Origin of the sequence: Halomonas sp. (genome assembly GCF_041689495.1) — a bacterium.
In the GTDB taxonomy this organism is placed as follows: Bacteria; Pseudomonadota; Gammaproteobacteria; order Pseudomonadales; family Halomonadaceae; genus Halomonas.
The window spans coordinates 1-7,964 of the sequence record NZ_JBDNGD010000100.1; the positions used below are offsets into that span (position 1 = coordinate 1).

The window sequence follows — 7,964 nt, forward strand, 5'->3', positions numbered from 1 at the left end:
CGGCACCCGGAGGTGTCAAGAAACTCATCGCCTGAGCCCAATATTCACAAAAAGCGCACTTTGTAGTGCCACTTGGAGAAATCAGCGTTCTTATATTATTGATTATTAAGAGGTTATAAAATAGGGTGTTAAAGATGGGCTGAAGTCCGACCTACAGGATTCCCTTGCTTGCGGTTTCGGCGTGACATTGAGCAGAGATTCCTTAACGGCAGGATTCTGATGAGCGCTTATCGAGTGGCCCGTGCGAAGGTGTCGATCCGGTTATGACTCTCCGGCTCGCGCATGGAAGGTGATCCGGTAATGCCCCCTGCGCTGACAGGGCGCGCTGGCCTCGAACACCGCATCGAAACCGGACGATCGCCCGAGAAACGATTCACCGGTCGTCAGCAGTGTGCAGACGTCGGCCTCGACCGATGGGATTACGCACGGCGACTGCCGGGTGCACGCGCTCATGGGACGCCCGTCGAGCGCGTCTTCCACCTGCGCATGGGCGCTGTGCATCTGCTGAACATCGAGCCCGCCAAATACCACAATCAGCGTCAGCCCGAATATGAGCAATGCCGCCAGTCGTTTCACTGGCCTGTCCACTGATTACATGGCGGTTGTCCGTGGCGCAGGATGCGCGCGGGGCGGGGCATGCCGATCCAGTAGGCGAGTTCGGCTGGCTGGTCGATGTCCCAGGCGACCAGGTCGGCGCGCTTGCCCGTTTCGAGGGTGCCGTAGTCGTCGGCCAGGTCGAGGGCGCGCGCGGCCTCGCGGGTGACGCCCGCAAGCGCCTCTTCCGGCGTCAGGCGGAACTGGGTGCAGGCCATGTTGAGCATCAGCAACAGTGAGCGTGCCGGGGAGGTGCCGGGGTTGGCGTCGGTGGCGACGACCATGGGGACGCCGTGCTCACGGAACGCCGCGATCGGCGGTACCTGTGTCTCGCGCAGGGTGTAGAACGCGCCCGGCAGCAGGACCGCCACGCTGCCGGCGGCGGCCATCGCGGCGACGCCTTCTGCCGAGACGTATTCGACATGATCCATCGAGAGGGCATCGTAGCGTGCGGCGAGCTGGGTGCCGCCCTGGTCGGACAGTTGTTCGGCGTGCAGTTTGACCGGCAGGCCGAGCGCGTGGGCAGTCCGGAACACGCGTTCGGTCTGCGCGGTGTCGAAGGCGATGCGTTCGCAGAAGGCGTCGACCGCGTCGGCGAGGCCGGCTTCGGCGACCTGCGGCAGGATGCGTTCGCAGACGAGATCGATGTAGTCGTCGGGGCGCTCGGCGTACTCCGGCGGCAGCGCGTTGGCGGCGAGGCAGGTGGTGCGCACGGTCGCAGGCAGTGTCTCGCCGAGGTGGCGTGCGACCGTCAGCATCCGGGCCTCGGTGGCCTCGTCGAGGCCGTAGCCGGACTTGATCTCCAGCACGGTCACGCCCTCGGCCAGCAGTTCGCGGGCGCGGCGCTCGGCGCTTGCACAGAGTTGTTCGAAGCTGGCCGCGCGGGTCGCGCGCACGCTGGAGACGATGCCGCCGCCGGCGCGGACGATCGCCTCGTAATCGGCGCCTTCGAGGCGCATCTCGAATTCGGCGGCGCGATCGCCGCCGTAGACCAGATGCGTGTGGCAGTCGATCAGGCCGGGTGTGACCCAGCGGCCCTCGAGATCGACGACCTCGTGCGCGCCGGCGTCTTCAAGCGTGTCTTCGAGTTCGGCGCGCGGGCCGATCCAGGCGATACGCCAATCGCGCACCGCGATGGCGGCATCGTCGATCGCGCCGAAGGCCGAGCTGGGGACCATCGTCGCGGCGTGGCAGTTGGTCCACAGTGTGTCCCAGGTCATGTCGTGTCCGGGGTATGTAAGTCACACGATCCCCTCGTCACGATTCCGTAGGAGCGGGCTTGCCCGCGAATGGGGTCGGTGCCGCACCGCGGCCGTTCGCGGGCAAGCCCGCTCCTACGGGGGATCGAAACCATGAGGATCGTCGACATCAGTCGCGCAGCATCGGCAGGTCGAGGTTGTTCTCTCGAGCGCAGTCGATGGCATCTTCGTAGCCGGCGTCGGCATGGCGCATGACGCCCGTCGCCGGGTCGTTGTGGAGCACGCGGGCGATGCGTTTCGCCGCCGCCTCGGTGCCGTCGCAGACGATGACCTGGCCGGCGTGCTGGGCGAAGCCCATGCCGACGCCGCCGCCGTGGTGGAAGCTGACCCAGGTCGCGCCGCCGGCGGTGTTCAGCAGGGCATTCAGCAGCGGCCAGTCGGAGACGGCGTCGGAGCCGTCGCGCATCGATTCGGTCTCGCGGTTGGGGCTGGCGACCGAGCCGGTGTCGAGATGGTCGCGACCGATGACGATCGGGGCGGTCAATTCGCCGCTGGCCACCATCTCGTTGAACGCAAGGCCGAGGCGTGCGCGATCGCCGAGTCCGACCCAGCAGATACGCGCCGGCAGCCCCTGGAACTGGATGCGCTCGCGCGCCATGTCGAGCCAGTGGCACAGGCGCGCATTGTCGGCCAGCAGCTCGCGCACCTTGTCGTCGGTACGGTAGATGTCCTCCGGGTCGCCCGACAGCGCGGCCCAGCGGAACGGGCCGAGACCGCGACAGAACATCGGCCGGATGTAGGCGGGCACGAAACCCGGGAAGTCGAAGGCGTTGGCGACCCCGACTTCCTGTGCCATCTGGCGGATGTTGTTGCCGTAATCGACGGTCGGCACGCCGGCCTCGTGGAATGCGAGCATGGCGCGCACCTGCACGGCCATCGATTCCTTCGCGGCCGCGACTACACGATCCGGATCGCTCTCACGCAGGGCAGCGGCCTCGTCCCAGGTCCAGCCGGCGGGCAGATAGCCGTTGAGCGGATCGTGGGCGCTGGTCTGGTCGGTGACCAGGTCCGGGCGCACACCGCGCTCGACCAGTTCGGGGAAGACCTCGGCGGCGTTGGCGTGCAGCCCCACGGACACGGTCTGACCATTGGCACATGCCTCATTGATGATCGCCAGCGCGTCGTCGAGGTCTTCCGCGCGCCGATCCAGATAGCCGGTGTCGAGGCGACGCTGGATGCACTTCTCCTGGCACTCGACTGCAAGCATCGAGGCGCCGGCCATGGTCGCGGCCAGCGGCTGCGCGCCGCCCATGCCGCCGAGCCCACCGGTGAGCATCCAGCGCCCGGTGAGGTCGCCGTTGTAGTGCTGGTTGCCGGCCTCGCAGAAGGTCTCGTAGGTGCCCTGGACGATGCCCTGGCTGGCGATGTAGATCCACGAGCCCGCGGTCATCTGACCGAACATCATCAGGCCCTGGCGATCGAGTTCGTTGAAGTGCTCCCAGGTGGCCCAGTGCGGCACCAGATTGGAGTTCGCGATCAGTACGCGCGGGGCGTCTTCATGGGTCGGGAACACGCCGACCGGCTTGCCGGACTGGATCAGCAGGGTCTCGTCATCCCCTAAGCGCTTCAGCGTCTCGACGATGCGGTCGTAGCATTCCCAGTTGCGCGCGGCGCGGCCGATGCCGCCGTAGACCACGAGGCCGGCGGGGTCTTCGGCCACTTCCGGGTCGAGGTTGTTCATCAGCATGCGCAGCGGAGCTTCGGTGAGCCAGGAGCGCGCACTGCGCTCGGTCCCGCGGGGGGCGCGGATGGAGCGGGATTCGTCGCGGCGCGAGGTCGGGGTGGCGGGGGTATTGCCGTGCATGACGTGAACTCCGTACGTAAACTTCGCGGGTAGAGCGGTTGCGACGGCTCCGTCGAACAGCGCATGTCCGTCACTATTGTACGCCGGTCGTTACTGGCGCAGGGCATAGCGCCGCTCGACGCCATCGAGCACGCTGGTGAAGATCGTCACGACGACGAAATAAACGATTGCCGCGACGAGGAAGATCTGGAAGTAGTTGAACGTGTCCGCACCGATCAGTTTTGCCTCGCCCATCAGTTCGTGGACGCCGATGGCGAACGCGATCGAGGTGTATTTCAATTCGAGGATGACCTCGTTCGACCACTGCGGCAGCACGATCCGCATCGCCTGCGGCAGCACGATGTAGCTGATCGCCTGGCGGCGGGTCATGCCGGCCGCGCGCGCCGCGGCCGTCTGACCGCTGCGGATCGCGCCGACCCCGCCGCGAAAGTATTCGGCCTGGTAGGCGGAGGTGTTCAGGCTGAACGCGACCATGGCCGCGACGATCGGTGTGAACACGATGCCGATGTTCGGCAGACCACTGTAGACGATGAACAACTGCACCAGCACCGGCGTGCCGCGGAACAGTTCGATATAGCCGATCGCCAGCCAGCGCATGACCGGATTGCCGTAGATCCGCGCGACCGCGAGCAGCCAGCCGAAGATGAATCCGAACACGACCACGACCACCCAGATAAGCAGGGTGTACTGGAGGCCTCGCAACAGCGCCGGGAGATGTTGCCAGGCAAAGGCGAGGAAATCGCTCATGCGTCCTGCTCCGCCGGCGCGCCCGCGGCCTCGGTCGCCAGTCCGCGGATGAATTCGCGCGTGCGCTGATTTTTTGGCTGCTCGAAGATCTGTTCGCTGGTACCTTCCTCGAGAACCCGGCCATCGACCATGAAGACGATGTCATCGGCCACGGCCTGAATGAAGGCCATCTCGTGCGAGACGATGATCATGGTCATGCCTTCCTGCACGAGTTCGCGCATCACCCGCAGCACCCCGCCCACCGATTCCGGGTCGAGCGCCGAGGTCGGTTCGTCGAACAGCATCAGCTGCGGTTTCATGGCGAGCGCGCGCGCGATGGAGACGCGCTGCTGCTGGCCGCCGGAGAGCTCCGCCGGGTACGCTTCCAGTTTGTCCTGCAGGCCGACGCGGGCAAGCTCCTGCTGCGCGATTGCCTCGGCGTCGGCCTTCTTCATGTGCTGCACCTTGCGCAGCGCGATGGTGACGTTGCGCCTCACATTGAGGTGCGTATACAGATTGAAATCCTGAAACACGAAACCGATGCGCGAGCGCACCTTGTCCATGTTCGTGTGCTTGTCGCCCAGACGTTTCTCGCCGAGATAGATTTCACCGGAATCGATCGGGACCAGCCCGTTCAGGCAACGGATGAGTGTGCTCTTGCCGGCGCCGGACGGCCCCATGATGCCCTTGACCTCGCCCTCGTCGAGCGTCATCGATACGTCGTCCAGTACCGTCTGGCCCTGGTAGCACTTGGTCAGGTTGCGAGTCTCAAGAAAGGTCGTCATCGATCGGTCCCGTGAGCGTTCAAACGTGCCGGCGGTCAGGATTCAAAGCCGGGCACGGCCAGTTTTCGATTGAGTGCGTTCAGGCCGTAGCTCGCCGCCAGGCTCAACACCAGATAGGCGAGTGCGGCGGAACTGTAGACGGCGAGTGTGTGACCGTAGTTCGCGGCCACGATGTACGAGGCCTGGCGCATGAGCTCGACCACGCCGATGGTGTAGGCGAGCGAGGTGTCCTTGAGTTCGGACAGCGCCTCGTTGGTCCACGGCCCCGTGGCCTGGCGCAACGCCTGCGGCAGAATGATCATCCGCACCGCGAGCGAACGGCGCATGCCGGCGGCACGTGCTGCTGCCATCTGGCCGCTCGGGATGGACAGGATGGCACCGCGGAAGATCTGGGATTGGTATGCGGCCGAGCGCAGCCCGAGGGCGAGGACAGCAGCGGAGAACGACGAGATGTCGTAGAAACCGGAGATGCCGTAGTAGAACAGGAACAGTAATACCACTGCCGGGATGGCCCGAAAGACCCGCTCGATGGCCGTGGCGAGGAAGGGCACGCCGGGCCGGCCGTAGACCTGCCCAAGCGCCAGCAGCAGGCCGACCACCAGCCCGAGCACGAGCAATCCGACGGCGAGACCGATGGTCACACCGGCGCCGTTGAGCAGATACGGCAGGTTGTCCAGGATTTTTTGATAGATCACGGGATGGACTGCCGATCACCGTGATGATGGCCGAAGTGAAGCATCAAACAACCTGGATTGGGGTTGAGCGTTACTGGCATACCGAACGCCACCGAAAGGAACGACAAGGCCACGGCATTGCGACGAATGCCGTGGCCTTGCCGGATGACGTCAGTTCTGCGAATAACCGGGTATCGGCTTCTCGTAGGACGGGATACCGCTCGGCATGACCGTCGGCACCTTGCCGACTGCCTTGTCCGGGAAGTACCTGTGGACAATCTTCGTCCACTCGCCGGATTTGTAGATCTTCACCACGGCCTGGTTCAGGATGCCGCGCAACGCGTCGTTGCCCTTCTTCACGCCGAGTGCATACACCTGTGCCGGGTGCGGCATGAGCTTGCCCGCCAGCCGGATCGAATCCGGATTGGCCTGGGCGAACTTGGTTGCGGTGTTGTCATCGGTGAAGTAGGCGTCGATGCGGCCGATCTTCAGATCGTTGATGCCCGTGGGCCCCTGTTCGTAGGTCTGGATGTCGATGTCCACACCTTTCTGCTCGAGCTGATTCTGCAGCCAAGCGTAGTTGGTGGTGCCGGTCTGGGTTCCGACCTTGGCGCCGCAGCACAACCCGGTTACCGCGTTGGTATCGGAATCCTTTTTCACCAGCACGTCGAGCTGGACCTGCCACCAGGGGATGGTGAAGTCGATCTGCGTGGCGCGCTTCGGCGAGACGGTGAGACCGGTGGCCAGGATGTCGATCTTGTCGGCCTTCAGCGCCGGGATCAGCGAAGAGAACGCGATCGACTTGAACTTGATGTCGAATCCCTGTGCTTCGGCCATGGCGCGCATCGCATCGGGCGCGATGCCGACGTATTCACCGCTGTCCACAGACGCCCACGGCGGATAGGATGGTTCGATACCGACAACGTAGGTTTTTGCCGAGGCCATGGCGGGAAACAGATACACCGCCACCAGCAAGCAGCCCATGAGCATTCGTTTCATGTCGTAGCTCCCGTTTGGTGGGCACATCGGCCGAATCGCAACGAAGCGGCCGCAGCCCGAATGACAAGTCCGTAATATGGTAGTCTCTGGTCGCGAACGGCGCAAGGAGTCGACAACCCATGCAGGCATATGATCTCGGCACGGGTGCCTCGCCGGTGCTGGTGAGCATCCCGCACGCAAGCACGAAGTTGACCGACGCCGTGCGTGCCGGGCTCGCGCCGGCCGGGCAGCCGCTCGGCGACACCGATTGGCACGTGCCGCGCCTGTACGCATTCCTGGAAGAACTCGACGTCAGTGTCATCGCGGCGCGTTATTCCCGCTACGTGGTCGACCTCAACCGGCCACCGGACGATTCGCCGCTGTATGCCGGGGCAACGACGGGGCTGTTTCCCGAGACCACCTTCGACGGCGAGCCGCTGTTCGTGGCGGGCGGCGCGCCGGGCGAACAGGAACGTGCCCGGTGTCTGGAGGCGGTCTGGCGGCCGTACCACGAGTGCATCCGCGCGACGCTCGCGGCTCTGCGAGATCGTCACGGCTATGCCGTGCTCTTCGACGCACACTCGATTCGTTCGCGCGTGCCGCGCCTGTTCGACGGGCGGCTGTCGGATCTGAACCTGGGTACGGCCGACGGCACGAGCTGCGCGCGCTCGCTGGAGACGGGGCTCCAGGCCATCTGTAGAGCATCGGATTACAGCGACGCGCTCAACGGGCGCTTCAAGGGGGGGCACATCACGCGCCATTTCGGCGCACCCGACCAGGGCATCCACGCGGTCCAGCTTGAACTGGCGCAGACCAACTACATGGACGAGACCGCTCCGTTCACCTGGCGCCCCGAGCGCGCGGCCGAGCTGCAGGTCGTACTGCGTCGCTGTATCGAATGGCTGCTCGCCTGGTCGCCGGGTCAGGCGTAGACGAGGTCGCGGCAGAGTCTGCGGAATTCAGCGTTCATGTCCTCATCCAGCGCGTGGCGGCCCTGCTCGATGCGCCGACGCGCTAAACTGCGAAGAAGAACGCTTCCGCTCCACCATCGACCCCTCCCCCGTGGCCACGATCATGGTCGATGAGAACGGCATCATCCGGATGGCCAACCAGCTCGCACACTCAGTGTTTCGTTGCCCGGAGC

9 protein-coding genes are annotated in these 7,964 nt (G+C 65.0%); 2 read left to right on the forward strand and 7 right to left on the reverse strand.

Annotation, left to right across the window (positions count from 1 at the left end):
- Positions 1 to 261: 261 nt before the first annotated feature.
- The 7 genes from ACESMD_RS03150 to ACESMD_RS03180 form a co-directional block, all read right to left on the reverse strand.
- The gene (locus ACESMD_RS03150; RefSeq protein ID WP_372610238.1) at positions 262 to 576 is read right to left on the reverse strand and encodes a hypothetical protein; all 315 of its coding nucleotides are present in this window, start codon (positions 574 to 576) and stop codon (positions 262 to 264) included.
- Positions 573 to 1,814: an imidazolonepropionase gene (gene hutI, locus ACESMD_RS03155; RefSeq protein ID WP_372610240.1), complete on the reverse strand. Its 1,242-nt coding sequence runs from the start codon at positions 1,812 to 1,814 to the stop codon at positions 573 to 575. The genes ACESMD_RS03150 and hutI overlap by 4 nt, the downstream gene beginning before the upstream one ends.
- A 148-nt stretch (positions 1,815 to 1,962) precedes the next feature.
- The gene (gene hutU / locus ACESMD_RS03160; protein ID WP_372610242.1) at positions 1,963 to 3,657 is read right to left on the reverse strand and encodes a urocanate hydratase; all 1,695 of its coding nucleotides are present in this window, start codon (positions 3,655 to 3,657) and stop codon (positions 1,963 to 1,965) included.
- A gap of 90 nt (positions 3,658 to 3,747) precedes the next feature.
- The gene (locus tag ACESMD_RS03165) at positions 3,748 to 4,404 is read right to left on the reverse strand and encodes an amino acid ABC transporter permease (RefSeq protein WP_372610244.1); all 657 of its coding nucleotides are present in this window, start codon (positions 4,402 to 4,404) and stop codon (positions 3,748 to 3,750) included.
- Positions 4,401 to 5,168, reverse strand: coding sequence for an amino acid ABC transporter ATP-binding protein (locus tag ACESMD_RS03170; RefSeq protein WP_372610246.1), 768 nt, complete (start codon positions 5,166 to 5,168; stop codon positions 4,401 to 4,403). The genes ACESMD_RS03165 and ACESMD_RS03170 overlap by 4 nt, the downstream gene beginning before the upstream one ends.
- A gap of 35 nt (positions 5,169 to 5,203) precedes the next feature.
- Positions 5,204 to 5,863, reverse strand: coding sequence for an amino acid ABC transporter permease (locus ACESMD_RS03175; protein ID WP_372610248.1), 660 nt, complete (start codon positions 5,861 to 5,863; stop codon positions 5,204 to 5,206).
- Between the two features lie 150 nt (positions 5,864 to 6,013).
- Entirely contained in the window at positions 6,014 to 6,841 is an 828-nt protein-coding gene (locus ACESMD_RS03180; RefSeq protein ID WP_372610250.1) for a transporter substrate-binding domain-containing protein, read from the reverse strand.
- Positions 6,842 to 6,960: 119 nt separating this feature from the next.
- Here ACESMD_RS03180 and hutG point away from each other — a divergent pair, with 119 nt between their 5' ends.
- Both hutG and ACESMD_RS03190 read left to right on the forward strand, forming a co-directional pair.
- Positions 6,961 to 7,752, forward strand: coding sequence for an N-formylglutamate deformylase (gene hutG, locus ACESMD_RS03185; RefSeq protein WP_372610252.1), 792 nt, complete (start codon positions 6,961 to 6,963; stop codon positions 7,750 to 7,752).
- Positions 7,753 to 7,777: 25 nt separating this feature from the next.
- Positions 7,778 to 7,964, forward strand: a 187-nt coding sequence (locus ACESMD_RS03190; RefSeq protein ID WP_372610254.1) for a PAS domain S-box protein, incomplete at its 3' end; no start/stop codon positions are given.

Bases quoted from the DNA above. Each gene is read 5' to 3' on its own strand.
- hutI (WP_372610240.1), bottom strand. From the start codon at position 1,814: ATGACCTGGGACACACTGTGGACCAACTGCCACGCCGCGACGATGGTC.
- hutU (WP_372610242.1), bottom strand. From the start codon at position 3,657: ATGCACGGCAATACCCCCGCCACCCCGACCTCGCGCCGCGACGAATCC.
- ACESMD_RS03165 (WP_372610244.1), bottom strand. From the start codon at position 4,404: ATGAGCGATTTCCTCGCCTTTGCCTGGCAACATCTCCCGGCGCTGTTG.
- ACESMD_RS03170 (WP_372610246.1), bottom strand. From the start codon at position 5,168: ATGACGACCTTTCTTGAGACTCGCAACCTGACCAAGTGCTACCAGGGC.
- ACESMD_RS03180 (WP_372610250.1), bottom strand. From the start codon at position 6,841: ATGAAACGAATGCTCATGGGCTGCTTGCTGGTGGCGGTGTATCTGTTT.
- hutG (WP_372610252.1), top strand. From the start codon at position 6,961: ATGCAGGCATATGATCTCGGCACGGGTGCCTCGCCGGTGCTGGTGAGC.